This window comes from Streptomyces sp. NPDC005374 (genome assembly GCF_042872225.1).
Classification (GTDB): Bacteria; Actinomycetota; Actinomycetes; order Streptomycetales; family Streptomycetaceae; genus Streptomyces.
In genome coordinates, this window is the sequence record NZ_JBIAKA010000002.1 from 86724 (window position 1) to 109623 (window position 22900).

19 protein-coding genes are annotated in these 22900 nt (G+C 72.4%); 11 read left to right on the forward strand and 8 right to left on the reverse strand.

What is annotated here, in order from left to right; genetic code table 11:
- Nucleotides 1-256: 256 nt before the first annotated feature.
- Complete coding sequence (locus ACFYRX_RS05880; RefSeq protein ID WP_389097069.1) at nucleotides 257-1378, reverse strand: ROK family protein; 1122 nt, start codon at nucleotides 1376-1378, stop codon at nucleotides 257-259.
- Nucleotides 1379-1687: 309 nt separating this feature from the next.
- On the opposite strand from ACFYRX_RS05880, the gene ACFYRX_RS05885 reads away from it, so the two are divergent.
- The 3 genes from ACFYRX_RS05885 (at nucleotide 1688) to ACFYRX_RS05895 (ending at nucleotide 6454) form a co-directional block, all read left to right on the forward strand.
- Complete coding sequence (locus tag ACFYRX_RS05885; RefSeq protein ID WP_389097070.1) at nucleotides 1688-2587, forward strand: N-acetylglucosamine kinase; 900 nt, start codon at nucleotides 1688-1690, stop codon at nucleotides 2585-2587.
- A gap of 165 nt (nucleotides 2588-2752) precedes the next feature.
- A complete protein-coding gene (locus ACFYRX_RS05890) occupies nucleotides 2753-4684 on the forward strand; it encodes a phosphatase PAP2 family protein (RefSeq protein WP_389097071.1) in 1932 nt (643 codons plus the stop codon).
- A 93-nt stretch (nucleotides 4685-4777) separates the two neighbouring features.
- Nucleotides 4778-6454, forward strand: a complete 1677-nt coding sequence (locus tag ACFYRX_RS05895; protein WP_389097570.1) for a phospholipid carrier-dependent glycosyltransferase — start codon at nucleotides 4778-4780, stop codon at nucleotides 6452-6454.
- A gap of 29 nt (nucleotides 6455-6483) precedes the next feature.
- On the opposite strand, the gene ACFYRX_RS05900 is transcribed toward ACFYRX_RS05895, so the two are convergent.
- Nucleotides 6484-6885 carry a DUF3662 domain-containing protein gene (locus ACFYRX_RS05900; RefSeq protein WP_389097072.1) on the reverse strand — a complete coding sequence of 134 codons (402 nt, stop codon included), beginning with the start codon at nucleotides 6883-6885 and terminating at the stop codon, nucleotides 6484-6486.
- Nucleotides 6886-7181: 296 nt separating this feature from the next.
- Between ACFYRX_RS05900 and ACFYRX_RS05905 the strand changes: the two genes are divergently transcribed.
- The 4 genes from ACFYRX_RS05905 (at nucleotide 7182) to ACFYRX_RS05920 (ending at nucleotide 12076) form a co-directional block, all read left to right on the forward strand.
- Nucleotides 7182-8105, forward strand: coding sequence for a MurR/RpiR family transcriptional regulator (locus tag ACFYRX_RS05905; protein WP_389097073.1), 924 nt, complete (start codon nucleotides 7182-7184; stop codon nucleotides 8103-8105).
- Nucleotides 8106-8509: 404 nt separating this feature from the next.
- Nucleotides 8510-8902, forward strand: a complete 393-nt coding sequence (locus ACFYRX_RS05910) for a hypothetical protein (RefSeq protein WP_389097074.1) — start codon at nucleotides 8510-8512, stop codon at nucleotides 8900-8902.
- Nucleotides 8903-8949: 47 nt separating this feature from the next.
- Nucleotides 8950-9516, forward strand: a complete 567-nt coding sequence (locus tag ACFYRX_RS05915) for an antibiotic biosynthesis monooxygenase (RefSeq protein WP_389097075.1) — start codon at nucleotides 8950-8952, stop codon at nucleotides 9514-9516.
- Between the two features lie 163 nt (nucleotides 9517-9679).
- Nucleotides 9680-12076: a SpoIIE family protein phosphatase gene (locus ACFYRX_RS05920; protein WP_389097571.1), complete on the forward strand. Its 2397-nt coding sequence runs from the start codon at nucleotides 9680-9682 to the stop codon at nucleotides 12074-12076.
- A 34-nt stretch (nucleotides 12077-12110) separates the two neighbouring features.
- Here ACFYRX_RS05920 and ACFYRX_RS05925 read toward each other — a convergent pair whose 3' ends face one another.
- From ACFYRX_RS05925 to ACFYRX_RS05935, 3 genes are all read right to left on the reverse strand, one after another.
- Nucleotides 12111-12602, reverse strand: a complete 492-nt coding sequence (locus tag ACFYRX_RS05925) for a flavin reductase family protein (protein WP_389097076.1) — start codon at nucleotides 12600-12602, stop codon at nucleotides 12111-12113.
- A gap of 9 nt (nucleotides 12603-12611) precedes the next feature.
- A complete protein-coding gene (locus ACFYRX_RS05930) occupies nucleotides 12612-13283 on the reverse strand; it encodes a peptidoglycan-binding protein (protein WP_389097077.1) in 672 nt (223 codons plus the stop codon).
- 77 nt (nucleotides 13284-13360) lie between these two features.
- Complete coding sequence (locus tag ACFYRX_RS05935) at nucleotides 13361-14203, reverse strand: hypothetical protein (protein ID WP_389097078.1); 843 nt, start codon at nucleotides 14201-14203, stop codon at nucleotides 13361-13363.
- 157 nt (nucleotides 14204-14360) lie between these two features.
- On the opposite strand from ACFYRX_RS05935, the gene ACFYRX_RS05940 reads away from it, so the two are divergent.
- Nucleotides 14361-15029 carry a TetR family transcriptional regulator gene (locus ACFYRX_RS05940; protein ID WP_389097572.1) on the forward strand — a complete coding sequence of 223 codons (669 nt, stop codon included), beginning with the start codon at nucleotides 14361-14363 and terminating at the stop codon, nucleotides 15027-15029.
- A gap of 160 nt (nucleotides 15030-15189) precedes the next feature.
- On the forward strand, nucleotides 15190-15603 hold the full coding sequence (locus tag ACFYRX_RS05945) for a Zn-ribbon domain-containing OB-fold protein (RefSeq protein WP_389097079.1): 414 nt from the start codon (nucleotides 15190-15192) through the stop codon (nucleotides 15601-15603).
- A gap of 37 nt (nucleotides 15604-15640) precedes the next feature.
- On the opposite strand, the gene ACFYRX_RS05950 is transcribed toward ACFYRX_RS05945, so the two are convergent.
- Nucleotides 15641-16993 carry a Gfo/Idh/MocA family protein gene (locus ACFYRX_RS05950; RefSeq protein ID WP_389097080.1) on the reverse strand — a complete coding sequence of 451 codons (1353 nt, stop codon included), beginning with the start codon at nucleotides 16991-16993 and terminating at the stop codon, nucleotides 15641-15643.
- 199 nt (nucleotides 16994-17192) lie between these two features.
- On the opposite strand from ACFYRX_RS05950, the gene ACFYRX_RS05955 reads away from it, so the two are divergent.
- A complete protein-coding gene (locus ACFYRX_RS05955) occupies nucleotides 17193-19964 on the forward strand; it encodes an alpha/beta hydrolase family protein (protein ID WP_389097081.1) in 2772 nt (923 codons plus the stop codon).
- A 94-nt stretch (nucleotides 19965-20058) separates the two neighbouring features.
- Here ACFYRX_RS05955 and ACFYRX_RS05960 read toward each other — a convergent pair whose 3' ends face one another.
- Nucleotides 20059-20439, reverse strand: coding sequence for a PPOX class F420-dependent oxidoreductase (locus ACFYRX_RS05960; protein ID WP_389097082.1), 381 nt, complete (start codon nucleotides 20437-20439; stop codon nucleotides 20059-20061).
- A 242-nt stretch (nucleotides 20440-20681) separates the two neighbouring features.
- On the opposite strand from ACFYRX_RS05960, the gene ACFYRX_RS05965 reads away from it, so the two are divergent.
- Nucleotides 20682-22049 (forward strand): S1 family peptidase, encoded by a 1368-nt coding sequence (locus ACFYRX_RS05965; RefSeq protein WP_389097083.1) that lies wholly within the window; start codon nucleotides 20682-20684, stop codon nucleotides 22047-22049.
- Nucleotides 22050-22061: 12 nt separating this feature from the next.
- Here ACFYRX_RS05965 and ACFYRX_RS05970 read toward each other — a convergent pair whose 3' ends face one another.
- Nucleotides 22062-22883, reverse strand: a complete 822-nt coding sequence (locus tag ACFYRX_RS05970; protein ID WP_389097084.1) for an EamA family transporter — start codon at nucleotides 22881-22883, stop codon at nucleotides 22062-22064.
- Nucleotides 22884-22900 lie beyond the last annotated feature (17 nt).

Below are 22900 nucleotides of genomic sequence, written 5' to 3' on the forward strand. Positions count from 1 at the left end.
CGTAGGGGACGGAGCACAGCGCCGACCGAGGCGGCACGGGTGCATTTTGCAGGAAGGTTTGCTTTCCGAGGGCGCGGCCTCGCCCGGCCGCGTCATCCTGACGGGCGAGGGTCCCCGGCCGTCTGGCCGCCACCGCACGATCACGCCCTGGCGCGGTTGCCGTACGTCGAGTACGGGCGGGACGCTCGCTCAAGTCGACGTCCCGGCCGACTTAGAAAGCGCTTGTCCGGACATTGGCAGACCGAGTCCGAAACCGTCAATCCTTCGTCCGCGCCACCTGGGTCACGGTTTGGACTCCTCGGGCGACCGCGAGGCGGGCGGCGCCCACGACCGTGCCGAGATCACCGACCTGACTGCTGATCACCTCGGTGGGCCAGCTCAGCCGCTCCAGCTCGGCCCGCACACCGGCCAGGAGCTGCGGGTACGCGCCCGTGCTGCCGCCCAGCACGAGCAGTCCCGGATCGAGTACGGCGGTCACCGCGGCGGCCAGCCGGCCCACGTCCACGGCGTGCCGGTCGACGATCGCGCGGGCCGTGGCGTCACCCTGCCCTGCGAGGGCGAAGAGCCGCTCGGCGGTGCGGGGGCAGGGGCCGTCGGAATCCGGCCAGGCCGCTGCGGCCCGGCGCAGCAGGGAGCGGGCGCCGATGTACTCCTCCAGGGCCTCGTGGCGGGGCTCCAGGGTGTCGTCCCAGGGGTAGGGCAGCCGGGCGACCTCTCCGGCGGCGCCGTTGGCCCCGGCCAGCACCTGTCCTCCTACGACGATGCCGAGACCGATACCGACGCCGATCCGCAGGTAGCCGAAGGTGTGGCGGCCGCGGGCCGCGCCCTCGTGGAGTTCGGCGAGCGCGGCGCAGTTGACGTTGTTCTCGAGGTGGACGGGCACCCCGGGCGGCAGTGCGACGGTCACCGCGTCGAAGACGGGGCCGGCCTTGGCCGTGGCGGGGCGCATCCGCTGCGGGGCGGTGACGTCGCCGACGGCCACGACGATGGTGCGCAGCGGGGCGTCGGCGGGCAGCGCGGACAGGGCCTCGCGCACCACGTCGGCGGCCTCGGCCCGGGGGCCGGTGGCCTCGGCGAGCAGGGTGCCGTCCAGGGCGCATGCGCGAACCCTGGTGACGGCGGGCCCGAGGTCGACGGCGAGGACGGCACCCGAGGCCGGGCCCAGGCGGTATACGGCGGCGCTGCGGCCAGTGGCGCCGGAGGAGGTGCCGGAATGGGCGGCGAGCTGGACACTCTCCAGTTCGGCGACGGCGGCGGAGACCGTCGGCTTGGACAGCCGCGCGAGGCTGGCGAGCTGCGGCCGAGTCGCGGTGCCGGCCTGGGCCAGCACGGTGAATACGGCGTTTGCGCTTTCGGTCAGACGGGGGGCTCTAGCCACGTCGTGTTCCACAGTTCCCCCAGGTCAAGGGCCGTCCTCCCGGGCCGATCGGTTCGGTGGGAGGCAGCGGTGGGTTGCCCTGGCGGCACGCGTCGGGCCCCCCGGCCGAATGCCGGGGAAGCCGAGTGCGTGACGCCTATTGACACGCACTGTACTTCGTTAGTTAACTTCCTAACGAACGTCACGGTACTCGCCTGCCGTGGTCCGTCAGAGGCCCGTCCCGGGGCTTCCCTAGTTCTCCAACTACCTTGCCTCCAGGCACGGTTCGCCCACCGTCGCAGCACACAGCGCATCGACGAAAGAGGTTCCGTGCAGGACACCGCACCCCTGGTGGTCGGCATCGACGTGGGCGGCACCAAGACGCAGCTCCGCGCGTTCGCGGGCGATACTCTCGTGGCCGACCACGTCCGTTCCAGCAGTGGCTGGCGGCCGCACGACCCCGTGACCGCCGCCGGCTGGCTGGCCTCGCTCGCCGCCGACGCGCTTCCCGCGGGCGCCCGCCCGACCGCCCTCGCCGTCGGCGGGCACGCCTGCGAGACCCCGCGCCAGTGCGCGCAGATCCGCACCGCTCTCCAACTGCACTTCGACGCGCCCGCGCTGGTCGTGGGCGACGCCGAACTGCTGGTCCCGGCAGCGGGGCTGGACAAGGGGGTCGGCCTGGTCGCCGGTACCGGTTCCGTCGCGGTGGGCCGCTTCGCCGACGGCACCGCGGTCCAGGTAGGCGGCTGGGGCGCGCTGCTCGGCGACGAGGGCGGGGCCGCCGGTCTCGTCCGCGAGGCCGTACGTGCCGTATGGGCGGCGCACGACCGCGGCGAGGAGCCCGACGCGCTGGCGCTGGGTCTGCTCGCCGGCTTCGACGTCCCCGAGGTACCCGCGCTCGGCGCCGCGCTGGAGCATGTCACGGCCGCCTCCGCCGAGTGGGGCAGGCACGCCCCGGCCGTCTTCGCCGCCGCCGAGGCCGGCTCCCCCCTGGCCCGCACCGTGATCGCGGAGGCGGGCCGTGCCCTGGCCGCGCTCGTCGAGCGTCTCGCCGCGCGCGGGGTGGTCGTCGACGACGTGGTCGTGGCGGGCAGTACCGTCCTCGCCCAACCCTCGCTCTACGACGCCTTCGTGACGGCGCTGGCAGCCGCTGTGCCCTCGGCCCGGCCGACGCCCCTGCGCGCGCCGCCGGTCGACGGGGCCGTGGCGATGGCCCGTTCACTTGCGTGACATGTCCTGGTCGCCGAGTCTCCTCCACTCCGACATGACTCGCCCGTAGATCTTCGCTCGTACTCCAGAAAGCGCATTCGACGCACGCGTCGTCCGGCGCATCATGAGTCGCATCCGCACCAGCTCCCCGGCCGCACGGCCGCAGAACTCAAGAGAGGCCCACCCATGCCGTCTTCCGCCGGGCAGCACTCCCCCGCGCCGGTCACCGAACGAGCCATGCGACGAAGGGGGTTCCTCAAGACATCCCTGGGCGCCTCGGCCGGCGTCCTGGCCGCGCCGACCCTCGTCAGCTGGCTGGCCGCCGCCGACGCGAAGGCCGCCACCGCGACCCTCGCGTTCGTCGACGACTACAAGACCAACCTCTCGGCGAACCGCTCGCCCGAGACCAACGCGGTCGTGCGGGCCCTGGGCGGCTTCGCACAGGTGTGGAAGACCGGCGACGCCTGGAACACCGGCACGCCGCTGCGGCCCGACATCCTGCGCGCCAACGTGCGCTTCTGCATCGACGTCACGACCCGCCGCACCCCGGCCGAGTCGAAGCTGGCGTTCCTCTACGACCGCCAGCACCAGAGCTACTCGACGATAGCCGGGCTCGGCCCGCTCACCGGCCTGTACAAGGCGGGCGCCAAGGCGGTCACGTCGATCACCGGCGCGCCCGACGGCACTCCCCCCACCACCATCGACGACGCCGTGCCCGCCGACGCTCCCGCCGGCTCCGCGCTCGGCGCGGGCTCGCACGACTCGGCGCTCGGCAAGGTGGCCGAACTGGTCGACACCGTGCGCGGCAACTGGGCATCGGGCAACCCGTCCAAGTACACCTATCTGTATCCCCGCCCGTGGCGCATGAACGAGGACAGCCAGGTCGTCGACACCGGGCAGAAGGACGCGCTCGGCTACCCGGTGTACGACTCGAAGGTGGTCGTCGCGCCCCAGCTGCTGCGCCAGCGCAGCACGTCCCCGGCGGACGACGGCGGCTTCCCCAGCGGTCACACCAACGCCTTCCACCTGGCCTCGCTGGCCTACGCCTACGCCGTCCCCGAGCGGTTCCAGGAGCTGGTCACCCGGGCACTGGAGCTCAGCCACACCCGGATCCTGGCCGGCATGCACTCCCCGGTCGACGTCCTCGGCGGCCGCATCATGGCGACCGCGCTGACCGCCGCCACGCTGGCCGACCCCGCGAACGCCGACCTCAAGGCCGCCGCCCGCGCCCAGGCACTGGCGTACTTCACCCAGCAGACCGGCACCACGCCCGACACCCTGTTCGCCTACGCCCACTCGGACCCTTCCGACCCCTACGCGGACCGCGAGGCCAACGAGCGCGCTGTCACGCCCCGGCTGACCTACGTGCTCAAGCGGGAGGGCCGCAGCAAGCCGTTCACCGTGCCGAAAGGCGCGGAGGTCCTCCTGGAGACGCGGCAGCCGTACCTGAGCGCCGAACAGCGCCGTGAGGTGCTGCGGACCACCGCGCTGCCCTCCGGGTACGTCCTCCTCGACGGCTTCGAGCAGTGGGGCCGCCTGAACCTCTTCGCGGCGGCAGACGCCTACGCCTCCTTCGACTCCGACGTCTCCGTCACGCTCGACGCGAAGTCCGGCGGCTTCAACGCGGCCGACAGCTGGCGCAACGACATCGACGGCTGCGGCGGCCTGACCAAGCGGGGCAGCGGCACGCTCACGCTGACCGGCCACAACACGTACACCGGCGGAACAGTGCTCAAGGACGGTGGCCTGGTCGCCGGTTCGGCCCACGCGCTCGGGCACGGCGACGTGCGCGTGCAGGGCGGAAAGCTGACGCTGGGCCACAAGTCCCTGCAGATCCACGGCTCCTACAGCCAGGAGGCCGGCACGCTGGAGCTCACCCTGCGCTCCGGTCAGGAGCCGGTTCTGGAGGTGACGCGGCGTGCGGCGCTGGGCGCGGGCAGCGTGTTGTCGCTGCAGCTCGATGCGCACAGGCCGCCGAAGGCCGGGCAGACGGTCCGGGTCCTGTCCTCCCAGGGACTGCGCGGACGGTTCGACCGCATCGAACTGAACTCCGGCAGCCTGCGGGCCGTACCCGTCTACACGGCGGAAGGTCTGTCGGTACGACTCCTGAAGCGGTGACGCCCGCGGGGCGGGAGCCGGTGCGAGAGTGGCCCTCATGAGGTGGCTCCGCATCGCTCCCGCCACCGCCCGGCCGGTGTCACCGCGGGGCGGATGATGGCGAGCGAGCAGCAGACGGTCCTGGACACGGCCCCCGGGACCAGGACACGCGACGAGGAACAGCGGCCCCGACCGACGCGACGGTGGCCGGTGGCGCTCCTCGTCGTCGTGCTGCTCGCCCAGATGGCCGCCGCCATGGTGACGACCGCCGTGCAGCAGACCCCGACCATCGACGAACCCGTCTACGTGGCCACGGCCGCCGGGTACCTGCACGGTCAGGGCATCCGCTACAACCCCGAGCACCCGCCGCTCGGCAAACTCGTCATCGCCGCCGGGGTGGCGATCGCCGACCCGCACGTCGACACGTCGTACCGCGGCCCCCAGATCGGGCTCGGTCCGCATCTGCTCTACGAGTCGGGCAACGACCCCTGGCGGCTGATGTTCTGGGGCCGGCTCCCGGTGATCGTGCTGACGCTGCTGTTCGGGCTGGTCGTGTTCGCCTTCGCCCGCGAGCTCGCGGGACGTGCGGCGGGCCTCGCCGCACTCGCCCTGTACGCCTTCTCCCCCGACGTGATCGCCCACGGCTCGCTGGCCACGCTCGACGTGCCGACGGCCGGCTTCCTGCTCACCTCGGTGTGGCTGTCGTGGCGGGCCCGCGTACGGCCACGGCCGTATCTGGCGCTCGCCGGTCTGGCCCTCGGGGCGGCCCTGGCGACGAAGATGAGCGCGCTGCCGGCGGTGCCTGTACTGCTGGGGCTGGCCGCCGTCTCGGTGTGGAGCGCGTGCCGGGGCGCCGAAACGCGCCGGAGGCTGCTGCGGGCGCTCGCGGGGGCGGCCGTCGTGGCGGTGACCGCGACCGCCGTCGTGTGGGCCTCGTACCTGGTGGTGGATCCGCGGCTGCGGTGGACGTCCCAGGATCCGGTGCCGGTGGTGCACGGACTGCGGGGGATCCTCGTCGACCTGCTGCCGTTCCCGCAGGCCTACGCGGACGGGATGCGTCTGCAGTTCCACTTCGAGAACTACCCGTGGGAGGGCTTCCTGTTCGGGCGGATGTACACCGGACACCTCTGGTACTACCTGCCCGCCGCACTGCTGGTGAAGACCCCGCTGGGCCTGCTCGCACTGTGGGCCGTCGGTGCCGTGGTGCTGGTCGCGGTACGGCGACTGCGGCCCGCCGCCCCGTATCTGCTCGTGCCCGCGGGCGTGCTGCTGGCCTCGGCGATGACGGGGTCACGGGACTTCGGGACCCGGTACGCGCTCTTCCTGCCCATGTTCCTGACAGTGGCAGCCGGCTGTGTCCTCGCGGTGCGCCGACGCTGGGCGACGGTCGTGACCGGGGCGCTGGTGCTGTTCGTCGCGGTCAGTTCACTGCTGGCCTTTCCCTACTATCTGCCGTACTCCAACGAGGCGTTCGGCGGTCCGTCCCGCACCCATCTGCGGCTGCACGACTCCAACGTCGACTGGGGCCAGGACCTCGGCCGGCTCGCCGACCGGCTGCGCGAACGCTACCCGGACGAGCGGATCTGGCTCGTCTACAAGGGCAGCGGGGTGCCGTCCGCCTACGGCATCGAGGCGTCCGATCCCCGCACGGCGCCAGTGGACGAGGTGCGCGGACTGCTGGTGGTCTCGGACTCCTCGGTTGCCAAAGCGAAGGGCAGGCTGGCCGAGCTGATCGACAGCAGCCGTCCGGTCGACGAGGTCGGCCACTCGATCACGATCTACCGCCGATGACCACCCCGTCCCAGGCGGCGCGCGCGTGTTCAGCGGGTCGCGTGCTGGAACGCCTCGGCGCTCACGTGCGGCATCGCCCTGCTCGCCACCCGGTAGCGGCCGTTGGGCACCTGGTCGGACCTGGTGATGTGCACGGCGAGCGGACCCGCCCACTCGTATCCGTGCCGCTCGCCGTGCCGGGCAAGGGTGTCCGTGAGCTCCTGCCCCACGTCGCTGTCCCGGCGGGCGAGTTCGTCGTAGGCGAAGTCCGCGAGTTCCACGTCGTACGCGTTCGGGACCACCACCCGGCTCTCACTGCACACGACCACGTTGCTGTCGCACTCGCGCCGCAGCGCGTCGAGGAGTTCGACGGGCTCCCGGCCGAGGATCCGCGCCCACAGCGCCTCCCACCCGTGCTCCATTGCCTGTTCCAGCGTGCTCAGCGCGCTCATTCCCTCTCACCTGCCGATAGATCCGGTTTCGTGTACGGCGTCACTTCCGGGCGAAGTCGTCGGGCCCCACCCGCCCCTCCTCGAACGCAGTGCGCCGGCCGCACCGGTCCGCTTCATGGACGGTCATACGGGACTGCTCCTCGGGTGTCGTCGAAGGACGTGCGCAGGTGCGGGTGCCCGTCAGACGGGCGGCTATCCGTCCGTTCCGCCGGGTGCCGGACGCTTTCCCGCAAGCGCTGGTCGCCCAGGGGTGTGGGCTATGTTGACTTCCTGTGGGAGACAAAGGAGGCGCTTCGGTGCCATCGCCGCAGCAGGCACGCGCACAGGCGTCCGCGATCACCTCGGGCAGGACCGCACCGGAAACGGAGGCCGCCCCCGCCTCCCAGCTCAGGACGCTCTTCGACCGGCCCCGGCTCTCCCCGGGGCAGCGGCGCATCGCGCAGTACCTGATCGAGCACATCACCGAAGCGGCGTTCCTCTCCATCACCGATCTCGCGGAACGCGTCGGCGTGAGCCAGCCCTCGGTGACCCGGTTCGCCGCGGCCGTGGGCTTCAGCGGCTACCCCGCCCTGCGGGAGAAACTGCAGGCCATCGCGCTCAACACGCTCGCCGGGGGCCCGGTGGCGGACGAGGAGTCACGGGGCAACGAACTCCAGGCCGCGGTCGACGCGGAGATCGAGAACCTGGAGAACCTGCGCCGCGACTTCGCCGACCCCGACCAGATGATCGACCTCGGCCGCAAGCTCTCCGAGTCGACCCCGCTGACCATCCTGGGCCTGCGCATCTCCGTGTCGCTGGCCGAGTACTTCGCCTACGCCGCACGCCGTATCCATCCCGACGTACGGCTGGTCACCCGCGGTGGCAGCGTCGCCTACGACGCCCTCCTGCAGTCCCGCGAGGCGGGCGGCACCTGGGTGCTCGCGTTCTCGATGCCGCGGCACGCCCAGGAGACCCTCACCGCCCTGCGGGTGGCCCGTAGCGCCGGCCTGAAGGTCGCCCTCGTCACGGACCTGGCGCTCGGGCACGTGGCCGACGAGGCGGACGTCCTGTTCACCACCGGCACGGGCTCCCGCCTGGTCTTCGACTCCTACGCGGCACCCGGTGTGATCGCCGCCGCCCTGCTCCAGGCCATGACCGACGCCGATCCCGAGCGCACCCAGGCGCGGCTCGAGGAGTACGAGCAGATCTCCGACCTGCACCAGTTCTTCCTCAGGGACTGACTGCGGCCGACAGGCGTCACAACGGGATCATCCGCAACAAGTCGAGCGTGAATGTTTTCATACTCCTTGCAAAGCGGACGGCATATATAAATACTGCTCACGGATCACCCCGGACCGCTCCGGGCCGATTCCGCACCCCCGTCCCCATCCTCACCCCGCACCGCCCGAGAAAGCCGACGGTCCGCCCATGCGCACGCTGCACCATCCGCCGCGCAGGCCCCGCCGTTCCGCCTTCCAGGGCTCCAGTACGGACATCCCGAGCCGTCGTCACCTACCCGCGTCGGCGCCCGGGGTGTTCGGTAGGGCCTCGCCTGCACGCGAGCCCATGGCGGCCCCGGTCATCCCCTAGACCGGGGCCGCCCAATCCGTCGGACCACCCACACGACGCCGCACACCCGGAAGCGATGACCATGACCCTGACGACCACGCGGACCACCACCCGCCTCGGCCCGGACTGGCCCTGCCAGGTCAAGGCCCCCGGCAGCTACGACTGGGAGCGCTCGGCCGCCAAGTGGCTGCGCGAACTGGTGCCCGCGCGGTACGCGAGCTACCCGGCGCTGATGCGGCACCCGGTGCTGCTCGCCCGGCACGCGCAGATCCAGGTCCAGCACGAGATCCGGGTCGCCCGCACCGCGCTCCAGACCTCCCGGGCCGATCTGCCCGGGCTCGGTCTGCCGGAGTCGGTCATCGAACACACCATCAAGCTGTACGCGGCGGAACTCCTTCAGCTCCAGCACATCGCCCGCAGCGTCCGCGAGGTGACCCAGGCCCTGGTCGAGCACCACCACGGCCGCTGACCGCCGCGCAGGCATGATCCCGGCCCCACGTGGGACCCATGGTGAGCATGAGTACCACCGAAGTACGGCGTGGTGACCCGGTCACCACGGTTCTCACGTGGGAGGTGCGTCCCGGCCACGAGCGCGAGTTCGAGCGCTGGACGCGCGGGATCACCCGCTGCGCACGACGCTTCCCCGGCAACGAGGGGGTGTCCTGGCTGCGCCCCGAGGGCGGGCACCGCTTCCACGCGGTGCTGCGCTGGTCCGACGCGCACCGGCTCACCGCCTGGCTGGAGTCGGCGGAGCGGGCGGCCTGGCACGCACGGATCGAGGACATCGCCGCGGAGCTCGGCAGCGAACGGCAGTCGACCACGGGGCTGGAGACCTGGTTCAGCCTGCCCGGCACCACCGTGCGTCCCCCGGTCCGCTGGAAGATGGTCCTCACCACGTTCCTCGGCGCCTTTCCGTGCACCCTGTTGATCCAGTGGCTGGCGGCACCCCGCACGGCGGCCTGGCCCCTGCCCCTGCGGGCCGCGGTGTTCCCGGTGGTGCTGCTGCCGGTGCTGACATATCTGGTGATGCCCCTGCTGAGCCGGCTGCTGCGAAGGTGGCTGTACCCACCGCCCGACCACTGAGTCCGTGGCGAACCCGAGGGGCGGCCGGTGCCGCCAACCGGGGGTGTCACCTGTGTGTGGGATATGTGTCCACAAGAGCGCGATCGCCGTATGCCGTATGTGCGATGCTCAACGCGTGACGAGCGAGCCCGCCGGCCCTTCGCACGCCGGTACCACGCCCGACATGGCCGCGCTGGCCAAGGTCGTGGCCAGACAGCGTGCCGAAATGGACCGGCTGCGGGACCAGACCGCCACCTCGGCGGTACTCGAGCAGGCCAAGGGTGTCCTCATGGCGCTCACCGGGTGCACTCCGGACGCCGCGGGCGAGGAGATGATCCAGCGCGCCAAGGCCGCCAACCGCACGTTGCTGGAGGAGTGCTGGATCACCCTGGGCACCCTGGTACCTGCGCTGCCCGACGCCACCCCGGACCCCGGCCACGACCCAGGTCTTCCCTGCGCCACCCTGTCCGCGGTCCCCGGCCCCGCCGGTCCGCAGTCCGCCCGGCCGGTCACCGGCGTCCCCGCCGACCGGGACACCCCGGACGTCGACGACGGCTTCGCCGCACTCGGCCGCCTGGGCAAGTCCCTCGTGCACGTCGTCACGCCCCACGACCTGGCCGGCTGCCTCCTGGCGGAGCTGGCGGTGGACGTCGACGCCGACGCACTCCTGATCTTCCGAGCCATGCCCGTGGGCGGACTCGAGCTGATCAGTCACGCGGGAGTCGACGACACCCTGGCCACCCAATGGGCGCGGGTGCCTCCGCTGAGCGGCATCACCCCGATCGAGGCGCTCCGGGCCCGCGAGCCCCGCTGGCTGGAGGACTTCGCGACGGACCGGGAGACATTCCTGCTCATCGGTGACCCTCCCGAGCGCTGGCTGTCCCGCGCCTGGCTTCCGGTGCCGACGGGCGACCGGGCCGAGGTCTGCATCGGGGTCCTGCGCACCCGCAGCGGACCGTTCTCGCCGCAGGCCCGGCAGCTCCTGCGGGCCGTCACCCGGCTGTGTGCCGGCTGGCTGCGCTCCCTCGGCGCCCGTCCGGAGCACAGCGCCCGTGCCGCGGCCGCCGACGCCCAACCCGTCTTCGACTCGCTGCCGGGCTCGACGATGCTGCTGACGCCGCTGCGCGGAGCGTCGGGGGAGGTCGAGGACTACCGGATCGACGCCGCCACCAAGGAAGCGGTCGACGTCGTCGGGCGCACCGGCAGACAGCTGCTCGGCCGACGGATCCTGGAGTGCTTCCCGAGCATGGCGGACGAGGCGGTCTGGCACGGCTGCCTGCACACGCTGACCACGGGAGAACCGTTCGAGGGCGAGCCGTTCGCCTACCAGGAGGTCGTGGACGGCACCGCCGAACTGTCCACGTACGCGATTCACTCGGCGCGGCTGGGCGGCGCCCTGGTCCTCACCTGGGTCCGGCAGGGCTCCTCCGACCGGCAGGAGCAGCGCCTGGCGGACGTGCAGCGGCTGGGCAACCTCGGCTGGGCGAACTGGAACCTGGTCACCGACGAGGGCAGCTGGTCCTCCCAGGCGTTCCTCGTGCTGAACCGGGATCCCGCGCTGGGGCCGGTCCGCCTCGCCGACCTGCCAACCCTCGCGCTGCCCGAGGACGCCCCGATGCTGGCCCGTGCCGTGCACGAACTCGTGCGTGCTGGGCGCCAGTTCGACATCCCGTTCCGGATCCGGTCCGGGGCCGAGGTCCGGCACCTGAGGATGGTCGCCGAGGTGGTGCCGGACACCGACAACAGGCCCGTCGAGGTGCACGGCTTCGTCCAGGACCTCACCGCGCAGCGCAGCGCCGAACTCGCCCTCGTCGAGAGCGAGCAGGCGATCGTGACCCAGCACGGCGTGCTGCGCGCCGAGCGGACCCTGGCCGCCCGGCTCCAGCACGCGCTGCTGCCCCTGCCCACCCGGCCGGTCGACCTCGCCGGGCTGCGGGTCGAAGTGGCGTATCTGCCGGCCCAGTCGGGGATCCACGTCGGCGGCGACTGGTTCAGCGCCATCGAACTGCCCGACGGCGACGCCCTGTTCGTGGTCGGCGACGTCGCCGGGCACGGCATCGACGCCGTGGCCACGATGGCCCAACTGCGCTTCACCGCCAAGGGCATGGTGATCACCGGCTCGTCGCTGACGGGGGCGCTGGCCCGCCTGAACACCCTGCTGCTGCACTCACGCGACTCCCACGGCACCGCCACCATGGTGCTGGCCCGCTACGACCTCGCCGCGCGCTGCCTGGTGTGGGCCCAGGCCGGTCATCCACCACCGCTCCTGGTGCGCGGCGGCGAGGCGCACTATCTCGACCGCCCGGTCGGCATGCTGCTGGGGGCGTGCTCCGATCCGGGCTTCGAGGAGGCACGCTGCGTCCTGGAACCGGGCGACCGCGTCCTGCTCTACACGGACGGTCTGGTCGAGCGGCCCTCGGAGGGCATCGACCCCGGCCTGGACCGGCTCGCCGCAGCCGTCACGACCCATCGCACGGACGAGCCCGGTTCCCTGGTCCCGCTGCTGACCTCGGTTCTGGCGGACGACCGGCGGGACGACGTCTGCGTCCTGGACATCCGGGTGCCGGCCGTGCCGGACTGAGGCCGCCGGAACCCGGCCCGTGCTTCCCGCGGGCTCAGTCCGCCGGATGACCGGGCGAGATCGAGGTCGCGTCGGAGAGCCGCAGCAGCGGTGCGCCGTCGGTGTCGGCGCGCTCGCCCCACGCCTCCGGCTCCAGGACGAACCCGACGTGGTCACCGCCGTCGGCGCGCAGGACGACCGTGCCGACGAACCAGGCCGCCGCATCCTCCAGTACGACGGCCCCGCCGGCCTCCTCCCGCCAGCGGACCCGGGCGAACTTGTCCGTCCGGTCTCCCGTCTCCCCGCCGAACAGCTCGGCGAGGCCGTGCTGTTCACGGGTGAGCAGATGGACGGCGAGGCGGTCGGCGGCGCGGGCCACCCGGTAGGTGTGGTTGGCCTTCGACAGCCACACCACGTAGCGCACGGGCCGGATCGAGCACTGGGAGGCGAATCCGACCAGACAGCCCGCCCGGTCGCCGTCCACGGCCACGGTGACGACGCACATGTCGGGGTCGAGCCGGTCGATGAAGGCGTCCATGGCCGCCATCCTCCTCGATCAGCCACCGCCCGTACGGGACTCCAGGTCGCGTCGTGTGTCGTCCCCGTACACGCCGTCCTCGTCGCCGCGGATGCCGTACCAGAGCTGGAAGCGGGCCACGGCGGCGGTCAGGGTGGCGTCGTAGGTGCCGGCGGTGGATCCGTGGGTGTAGACGTCGGGGATGCGCAGCAGGCGCTCCTGGAGGTCGGTCACCTCGGGGCCGCTGTCTCCCGCACGGAGGGTTCCGGGGCCGTCGGGGTCGGTGGCACCGGACACGGTCGGAGTCGGGGTGGGGGTCGCGGAGGCGGGGGCGGTGGCGGACGGCTGGGGAGCGGCCTCGGCGGTGCCCTCCGCGCGCCCGGCGACCAGGAGCGCGGCGCCGAATCCGATCACCGCGGCAGCGGTCACGGCCGTCGCGATCGCCGTGCGGCGCAGTCCCGGCACCCGCCCCCGGGAGATGTCGCGTGGGCCGGCGCGGCCGCGGTCCCTGACGGGCGGCAACTCCTCGGTCGCGTCCTCGGTTGTCGGCGGCGGGCCGGGCAGCGCGATGGACTCGTAGCCGACGGCACCTCGCGGCGGCAGGTCCTTGAGCAGTTCCGCGAGCGCGTCGGTACGGCGCGGGCGCAGCACCACGATGGGTTCGATGGGTTGCCGACCCGGCGGCACCTCTCGGTCGGACGGTGTGGGCATCCTGGTCTCCTTCCGTCCCGCGCGCAGGGGTCTGCGCGACTCCCCGGGGAGAGATACGGGGCCGCAGGGCCGGAGGTTCAGCTCCTTCGGGGCCTCCCGGAGGCGAGGAATCCGTGCAGTGAGGTCGTCATCGCGGTGACGAAGGCGTCCCTTGCCTGGTCGTCGAGGGCGTCCAGGGACAGGTACGGGTTCAGGTCCTCCAGCTCGACCAGCAGGAGTTCGCCGCCCGGGGCCCGGCAGGCGTCCACGCGCTGGATGCCGTGGCCGAGCGCGTTCCAGTCGATGAAGCGACGGGCGAACTCCAGGTCTTTCGGGGTGGGTTCGTACGGCTCCAGATCCCAGCGCCGGTCGGTGTCCGGGGCGTACAGGGCGTACTGGAAGCCGTGGTCGACGAAGTAGAAGGACACCTCGTAGGCGAACTCCACGCACGGCTGGACGAGGACGTGCCCGTCGATGTGGTCGCGCACCTCGTGTCCGGCCACGACGCGCAGGCCCATGGAGTCGGCGCCGCGCCTGGGCTTGACGACATACCGGTCGCTCTTCGGCAGGCGGTGCAGGTCCTCGGCGCTGTCGACCGTGGGGATGACGGGGTGGCCCGCGGCCGTGAGGTCGAGCAGATACTGCTTGCCGGCCATGTCGGCCTTGCCGGAGAGCGGGTTGTAGACGCGCGTGCCGTCGCGGAGCGCGCGCTCGCGGAACGCGTCGTACGCCTCCTGGTGGCCGAGGACGGGCCCGCTGTTGCGGACGACCACGGCCTCGAAGCGATCCGCGAGCGCGGCGGCGTCGCGGGGATGGCAGAGGGCGAGGTCGAACTCCTCCCTGAGGCGCGAGGTGAGGAAGATGTCCTCGTCGCAGTAGCGGCGCCCCCGGGCCGGGTAGGCCAGGTCGGTCACGTACAGGAGGGCGGGGCGGCGCGGCATGCGGGGCTCCTCGGCGGGCGGGGCGCCGATCGTATGCGGCGGGACTCCGACAGGACAACATGAAGAACAGCACTCAGTTCCCTCATGGTGCTGCACCCAGTGCCATTCGCTCGGTGCAGGTGCTACGTTCGCGACCATGAGCACCGCCAAACCCCCCATGCGGGACGCCCTGGTCGCGGCCGCCTTCCAGCTGTTCCTGGAACGGGGGTACGAGCAGACCACCGTCGACGACATCGTCGCGCTCGCGGGAGTGGGACGCCGCTCGTTCTTCCGCTACTTCCCCTCCAAGGACGACGTGGTCTTCCCCGACCACGAGCGCTGCCTGACCGACATGACGGCCTTCCTCGCCGCGAGCGACCCCGGGTGCGACCCGATCGAACGGGTCTGCGAGGCGGTGCGGCTGGTCCTGCGGATGTACACCGAGAACCCGACCTTCTCCGTGCAGCGCTACCGCCTCACCAAGCAGGTGCCCGGCCTGCGCGCGTACGAGCTGTCCGTGGTGTGGCGCTACGAGCGCTCCTTCGCCGAGTACCTGCGCGGGCGGCTGAAGGATCTGCACGACGGGACGCTCCGGGCCGACGTGATCGCCGCCGCCGTGGCCGCGGCGCACAACAACGCACTGCGCTCCTGGCTGCGCTCGGACGGCCAGGGTGACGCCGAACGGACCGTGGAGCACGCGCTCGGCTATGTGCAGGAGACCTTCGGGGCGCCTGCCGCCCCGTCCGCCGACGAACGCTCCGAGGACGTGGTGGTGATCGTCTCCCGGCGCGGCGCCCCGCTGTGGCGGGTCGTCCAGGAGATCGAGTCCACGCTCGACGGCGACTGAACCGCACGAGCCCTCCCGAGGATGGGGTACCCAGTACCTTTACTCCCGGCACTGAGTGCCATACGCTGACGGCGTGCACGGTGGCACAGGGAGCCGCGCACATCCGTGCCCGGTGATCCGCGCACGGGGGATTCCGGCCGAGCGCAGGGAGTTGACCAGCGTGTACCACCACTCAGAAGGCATTGCTCGTCCGGCAGTCGGCTCCGCGACGGACCTGCTCGATCCCGTCGCCCCGGCGACCAACGCGATCGTCTTCCAGCGCTGCGGCTGGTGCGGTACGGCGATGTACCACCGCCTGCTGTGTCCGGTCTGCCAGGGCGGCGACCTGCGCACGGAGCGCAGCGAGGGCGTGGGCACGGTCCGCCACTCCACGGTGGTGAACCGCAACACCCCCGGCGCCCGCAACGTCTCGCTGATCGAGCTGGCCGAGGGCTTCGTCGTCCGGGGCCGGGTCATGGGTCCGCCCGCCGCGATCCACAGCGGTGACCGGGTGCGGATGTCCACGGCCAAGGACCCGGTCCGCGCCGAGCCGGTCTTCCAACTGCTCGACGAGCCCTACCGCGCCTGGCACTGACGGCCCGTCACATCGGGGCGACAGCCGGGGAGTTCGCTCACCAGGCCCCGGGGATCAGATCGCGCACCCTGACCGGCTGTCCCGTCCCGAAGCACCGGTTGGCGGCGAGCCCCACGCCGAGCGCCAGGGCGCCGTCCCGTTCGGTGGCCGTCGGATGGGCCACCGCACCGATGTCCGTACCCGCTGGAGCCGCTGCCGGGTCCACGGGCCCGAAAAGTGCGTCGAGCATGCGCGGGTCTCCCCCACCGTGCGCCTCGTGGGCGGTGACGAGCGGGATGTCGACCGGGGGCCGCCACAGGGGCCGCAGAGTGAGACGTGCCCCGCCCGCGTGGTCGGCCGCGGTGTCCCCGTGCAGGGCGCCGGTCGCGGAGGTGATCCTGGTCAGGGGCGCCTGCCAGCGGCTCTCCTCCACCTCCAGTTCCAGGCGGCCCGCACTGCCGTTGAACATCACCCGGTAGCCCTCCCACGGGGAGTAGGCGGTGAGGTGGTACGTCATCGTCGCGCCCCGGGTGTGGCGGACGAGGAGCGCCATGTCGTCCTCGATGGTGACGGGCCCGTCGAAGACATTGCGGTCACGGAGGTAGCCGTCGTCCTGCTCGGCGTCCAGGTACAGGGCACGCAGGGTGTCGTCGGCCGCGAGGTCGAGGGCGAAGGGGTCGTCGGCGGCCGGACCGGCGCCGTGGGCCCGGGTGTAGTCGCGGCGCAGGCCGTGGCGTTCGCCCGCCTCACGGCCGTAGAAACCGAGCCGTCCGTAGCCGAAGACGTCCTGCGGCTCGTCGGCGAGCCACCAGTTGACCAGGTCGAAGTGATGGCTCGACTTGTGGACCATCAGGCCGCCGCTCATCTGCTTCTCGCGGTGCCATCGGCGGAAGTAGTCGGCGCCGTGCCGGGTGTCGAGGAGCCATTCGAAGTGGACGGAGAGGATCTCGCCGACCGCGCCGCCGGCGAGCAGGGCGCGGACCTTCTCGTGCACGGGGTTGAAGCGGTAGTTGAAGGCGACGGTGAGGGAGTTGCCGGTCTCCCGGACCGTGTCCAGAATGCGGGCGCAGCGGTCCGCGTCGACGGTCATCGGCTTCTCGGTGACGACCCGGCAGCCGGCCTTCAGAGCCGGGACGATGTACCGGTCGTGTGCGGCGTCGACCGTGGTGACGACGACTTCATCGATGTCCTGCGTGGCGAGCAGGTCGGCGAAGCGCTCCGGCTCCCACTGGCCGGCGGTGGGTTCGCCGGCCTCGGCGAGCAGCCGGTTGTGGAAGGCCATACGGGTGGGGCTGGGGTCGCACAGGGCGGCCACGCGGTGCCCGGGGCGGGCGGCGAGGGCCCGGGTGAACAGCTGGGCGCGGTGTCCTGTGCCGACGACGGCCGCGCGGAGGTGGGGAGTTCGGCTCATGGTTCGGCTCATGGAAAACGCCTCCCCCGCCCGTTGATCCGCCAGTCCCCGCGCATGGCTCTGGCTTGATCACATCGTTCGGGCGCGACCGGCCCCCGCGCACAGACAACCCACAGACACCCCTCCCTCGTCCTAGGTGACGCGAGAGACGCCCGGGACCGACGGGACGTCTGCGCACGGGGTTTTGAGGAGAGGACCATTGATCCGTGCCCGGCGAATATGTGTGACCGCCGTGGCGGTGCTGGCGGCCCTGGCGGGCTCGCCCGGACTGGCACAAGCTGAACAGCCGCCCCACGCGGGACTGTTGAGCTCGACGGACGACAACGGGCTTCCGCCGGGGTGGCGGATCGACGGGGCGGGCGGGGCGCGTGAGCTGGTCTGGCGTGCTCCGAAGTCCGTGCCCATGGGGGACGCGCGCGTCGAGTTCCGTACGGGGGAACGGCTGCTCGGGGTACCGAAGCCGGCGAAGGACGGCCGGACCTTCCGGCTCGCCCTCGACGCGGCAGGGCCCGCTCGGCTGACGGACCTGCAGGTGACGGCCGCGGGGCGCAGGTTGGACGCGGCGGCCGACGACAAGCAGCGGAAGTCCGCCGCTCGCGGGGCGCGTGTCCCCGCCCTGGCACCGGCGAACGGCGTCGATCCGGGCAGGCCGGGCCCCTACCGCACGGTCACCGGGGAGTACGACCTCGCCCCGGTGCGCCTGCCGGGGTTCGCCACCCCGGTCGAGATGCGCGCCGAGGTGGTGGCGCCGAAGGGCGCCGCCGGCAGCCGGCCGCTCGCGCTGTTCCTGCACGGCCGCCACTACACCTGCTACAGGCCGGGCTCCGAGAACGACGTGACCGGCGACTGGCCCTGCGCGTCCGGCTACCAGCCGATCCCGAGCTACCTGGGCTATCTGCGCGATCAGCAACTGCTGGCCTCCCAGGGCTATGTGACGGTGTCGATCTCGGCGAACGGCATCAACGCCCAGGACTGGGAGCCCGAGGACGCCGGCGCGCAGGCGCGCTCCTCGCTGGTGCGGCAGCACCTCGCCCGCTGGGCCGACTGGGCCGCCCACCCCTCCACCGCCCCGGCCGTCGTACGCGGGGCGCCGAAGGCGGACCTCTCCAAGGTCCTGCTCGTCGGCCACTCACGCGGCGGCGAGGGCGTCAACCGGGCGGCGATGGACAGCCTGTACCCGCCTCCGGCCGCCGAGGACGGTTATCGGGGCCCGGTGCGCTGGAAGGTGCGCGGGACCGTACTCGTCGGACCGACGATCTTCGGCCAGAATCCGGTCGCCGACGTGCCGTCCGTGACCCTGCTGCCGGGCTGCGACGGCGATGTGTCCGACCTCCAGGGTGAGGACTTCGTCGACGGGACACGCGGGATCGGCGGGGGCACCGCGCTGCACAGCGCGGTCTACGTGGTCGGCGCCAACCACAACTACTTCAACAGCGAGTGGACCCCGGGCGAGGCGCAGGCGCCGGCCGAGGACGACTTCTACCAGGAGCCGGAGCAGAAGGACCCGGTGTGCACGCCGGGTGCCGCGACCCGGTTGACCGCCGCCCAGCAGCACAAGGCGGGCTCCACCTACATCGCCGCGGCGGCCCGGCTCTTCCTCGCCGGGGACGACCGGGTGCGTCCGCTTCTCGACGGTTCCGGCAGGCGGGCCCCGTCCGCCGACCCGGCCCGGGTGCTGACCCACGCGGTGGGTGGTCGCCGCAGCGGCGGCTTCCTGCCGGACGCGGGGGCCAGGGTGACCGGTGCCCGGGTGTGTTCGGCGATCGACCCGGACCCGGCCGTGGCCTGTCTGGACCCGGGGACCCCCGGATCGTCACCGCACTTCGCGTGGTGGGAGACGGAGAAGGAGACCGGCCGCAGCGCGGTGGCCCTGAAGTGGTCCGCGCCGGGTACGGCGGCACGCGTCACTCCGCCGAAGCCACTCTCGCTGCGCGGCTCGGAGAAGCTCGCCCTGCGGGTCTTCGTACCGCCGAACACGACCGGCACGAAGTTCGACGTGTCCCTGACCGACTCCGCCGACCGCCGGGTGACGCTGGGCCGGGCCGAGGTGGCGGGCCTGCCGGGCTCCGATCGCACCGCGTCCTACTGGGCGCAGGAGCTGCGTGTCCCGCTGACCGCGGCGATCCGGGCCGGGCTCGATCTGCGGCACGTCAAATCCCTTGAGCTGACGCCCCGTTCCCCGTCGGGACAGGCCTGGCTGATGGACGCCTGGGGCTGGGCGCCGGGGAGTCCCGCGGTGAAGGCGACGGCACTGCCCCGGGTCGACGTGGGCCGCACGATCGTCAAGGAGGGCGACTCGGGCACCCGCACCTACCGGATCCCGGTCAAGATCTCCGGGCACGGCAGCGGCCAGGTCCGCGTGTACGTCATCGAGCCGGACAGCGGCCGGGCCACGAGCAGCCTGGTGACGGTACGGCCCGGCAGCCACGCCATCGACGTGCCGGTCGAGGTGAAGGGCGACACCGCCTACAGCGAGGACCTGGACCACGACATCGCCGTCAAGGCCGTCCACAACGCCGTGGTCGGCAAGGTCCGCGGCGGAGTCACCGTCGAGAACGACGATCCGGAACCGGTGATCACCGTGACGCCGGTCGCGGACCGGGTGACCGAGGGAGAGTCGCTGAGCTGGCGGCTGACCCTCGACAAGCCCGCGTCCGTGGTCATCACGCAGCCCGTACTGGTGGTCCCGGTGACCGAGGGCACCGAGTTGTCCACCAAGGACGTGGACCCGCGGTGGCTGGCGGACGCGTCCGGTGACGTGCCCGACCCCGAGCGGCCGCTGTCCTCCGCGAACCTGTGGATCTGGCTGGACATCCCGGCCGGCAGCACCGGCATCGACTTCGTCGTGCCGACCGTCCGGGACCAGGTGGCCGAGCCGACCGAGTCGACGCGCCTCGTGCTGACCGACTACTACGCCGAGCCGCTGCCCGGCAGGCCTGCGCTCACGGGGACGGTGCTCGACCGGCCGTGACGCCCGGTGTCGTACGTCCGGCGGTGGACGCCGTCCCGTACGACGGTTCCTGATCACCTCTTGAGCGGGGCCCGGTCCGACCGGGCCCCGCTCCTCACAGCGTCACGCGGATCCCGACCGTTCCGTCCAGCCCCCGGCGCAGCCTGCTGCCGAAGAGCGAGAGCCGGCCGAGGATGCCGTACTTCCGGGCCAGGAGCTGCCGATAGCCCGCGGTGGTGGCCGCGTCGCAGATCTCCGCGGTGGCCGGGATCTGGTCACCGGTCGGGTTGCCCCGTACGTCGCAGGGGCCGACGAGGACGTCCGCGCGGGCCCGGATCCGCTTCACCTTCCAGGCGTCGGCGGCCGACCACACGCCGAGCGCGTCCCCGTCGCGGACCACCCAGACGGGGGTGGCGACCGTGGTGCCGTTCTTGCGGTAGCTGGTGAGCAGCAGGTACTTGCCTGCGCCGAGCCGGTCCAGCGGGGTGTCTTCCATGGTGGGAATTCTAGGCCGCCCTGTTCGAGCGGCGGAGGTCGGTGCGTGATGCCGGTCGCGGCAGGGTCGGCCGGCCAACGCAGGCCCTCGGAGGGCAGGTTGGGACAGCCTCGGCACGGAACTCAGGCACCGGATCACCGGATGTCGTGAACGCGCCGGGCCCGGGCCACGTATGCAAGGTGGGCCATCGACGACCGGAGGCCCTGCGGTGCACACCGCTTGTTCGGGTTCGGGAGCCATGCATGAGGCACGCACGACGACGGGTCGTCCGGCGAGTGGCACGGCTGGCGGCCGTCGGCGGACTCCTCCTGGGAGGGACGATGGTCACGCGAGCCGTCGCGAGTGAGACTCCCGCCACCACCGCCCCGCCGCGCACCTACGCCATGGAGGCGGGGCAGACGGGTGCGGATATCGTGGCGCGGCTCGGCACCTCCCGTACGGCCGGCACCTGGATCGGCGCCGACGGCAAGCCCGTGGTGGCGGTCACCGACGAGAACGCAGCCGCCGAGGTGCGCAGCGCGGGGGCCGTGGCGAAAGTCGTCGGGCACAGCATGAACGAACTCAAGTCGGCGGCCAGGACGCTGCGTTCGGCGCCCCGGGTCGCCGGGACCGCCTGGTCCATGGACTACCGGACCAACCAGGTGGTGGTGCAGGGCGACAGCACCGTCTCCGCGTCCGACTGGGCCGCGATGACGAAGGTCGCGGGCGGCATCGGCACCTTCGTGAAGACGGAACGCACCGAGGGCACCTTCACGCCCCGGCTGAACGGGGCGCAGCCGATCCTGTCGACCGGCGGGCGCTGTTCAGCGGGCTTCAACGTGACGAACGGTCAGAGCGACTTCATCCTCACCGCCGGGCACTGCGGCCCCACCGGTTCCGTCTGGTTCGCGGACACCGGGGGCACCAACCAGCTGGGCAAGACGGTCACGCAGAACTTCCCGGGCAACGACTTCTCCCTGGTGCAGTACGCCGACGGGAACGCGGGTGACGGCGCGGGCGTCGTGTTCATCGGCAACGGCAAGGGCGTGCAGATCACCGGCGCGGGCGATCCGTCCATCGGCCAGCGGGTGTTCCGCAGCGGCAGCACGAGCGGGCTGCGCGACGGCCAGGTGACCTCGCTCAACGCGACGGTGAACTACCCGGAGGGCACGGTCACCGGCCTCATCGAGACGAACGTGTGCGCCGAACCCGGGGACAGCGGCGGCCCGATGTTCTCCGAGGGGATCGCGCTCGGCATCACCTCGGGCGGCAGCGGTGACTGCAAGCAGGGCGGTACGACGTTCTTCGAGCCGGTGTCGACGGCGTTGACGGCGCTGAACGTGAAGTTGATCGTGTCGAACCCGCCCGCGGGAGGCTCGCCCTCCCCCGCGCCCTCGGCCACGTCCGGGCAGGGTTCGGTCGCTCCCGGTGCCGCCTCTCCCGGCTCGTCGGCGGCGGTCGAGGGGGCGCCGGGCACGCCGTTGCTGACCCGGCTCACGGACACCCGGAACATCGGGCCCGGTCTGCTGGTCGTGGGCGGAAGCCTGGTCGCGCTGGTGGCGACGCGGTACATCCGCTCGGAACAGGACCGCAGGGCGTATCAGCGGTACTACTCGGCGACCTGGGGCTGAGCCCCGGGGTGATCACCCCAGGCTGAGCAGAACCGTGGCGAGGCCCGCCACGAGAAGTCCGGCCGTCTGTTTACCGCTGAGCCTCTCGTGCAGCAGAGCCAGTCCCAGGATCACGGGAAGGGCCGGGTACAGCGAGGCGAGCACGACAGCGACCGCCAGCAACTGCAGCCTGGCGGCGAGCAGATACAGGATGAGTGCGAGGGCGGCGCCCGCTCCGACCAGCAGCGCCTGAAGGGCCCGCACGGGCGGCAGGCGCAGGCGCCGGGGGTGCCGTGCCGCCACGGGCAGCAGCACGAGTACGGCGGCCACCCGCCCCGCGGCCACCGGCCACAGCCCGCTGGAGGCACCGGCCTGGGCGAGCGCGATGTACTGGAGCGCCACGCCCGCGCTGGCCAGCAGCCCGTCGGGCACGCCCTCGCCGCCGTCCGCGCCGCCGCCGCAGACCATCCACAGCGCGGGGGCCGCGAGGGCGATCCCCAGCCAGGCCAAGGCGGTCGGGCGGTCGCCGAGTGCCACTCCGCACACCACGGACAGGGTGACCCCGGTGACGGCGCTGACGGGTACGACCACGCTCATCGCGCCGTGGCTGAGGCCGCGGTTGAGGAAGTGCATGGCGGCGCCGCTTCCGATGCCGGAGAGCGCGCCCCACAGGAGGTCGAGGGGCCGTAGGACGTCGGCGGGAAGGAGCAGCGCCGCTGTGACGGCGAGCAGCAGCCCGCCCACCTGGCCGAGGAAGGTGACGGCGGCGAAGTGGGCGCGCCGGGACAGCAGACCGCCGGCGAAGTCGACGATGCCGTAGCAGACCGCCGAGGCCAGTGCGAGGAGAGGACCCATCCCCTGGGGGGTGCCCA